Annotated in this window: 1 protein-coding gene; it reads right to left on the reverse strand. The window is 58.8% G+C overall.

Going from position 1 to position 420, the window contains the following annotated elements; genetic code table 11:
• Positions 1-420: hydantoinase B/oxoprolinase family protein (locus JL39_RS22770; RefSeq protein WP_037156271.1), on the reverse strand; the 420-nt coding region annotated here is incomplete at both ends.

Genomic DNA, 420 nt, shown 5'->3' on the forward strand with positions numbered 1-420 from the left:
CTTGGCGAGCACACCTTCGCGCGATGTATCGATGACGTGGTCGGCGAGTTCGTCGAGTTCGCGAAGATTGAACTCGTCCATCATTTCGAGCAGACGCTCGCAGCCGACGGCATTGCAGTTGATCAGCGAATAGACGTCGCCGACGGTCTCCACCGGCTGGCGGGTATTGGCGCGGATCATGGCCATCAGGCTTTCGTCCACTTGCCCGCCATCGACGATCTTCAGGATCGGCAGGTAGAGACCTTCCATGAACACATCGCGCGAGCTCGTCCTGTCGATCACCCCGCCGATGTCCATCACATGGCTATTGCAGGCGAGGAAGCCGATCAGCCGATCCCCCTTGAAGCAGGGCGTGGTTATCGAGATATCGTTCAGATGGCCGGTCCCCATCCACGGATCGTTGTGAATGAAGACGTCACC

Origin of the sequence: Rhizobium sp. YS-1r, assembly GCF_000757525.1 — a bacterium.
In the GTDB taxonomy this organism is placed as follows: Bacteria; Pseudomonadota; Alphaproteobacteria; order Rhizobiales; family Rhizobiaceae; genus Neorhizobium; species Neorhizobium petrolearium.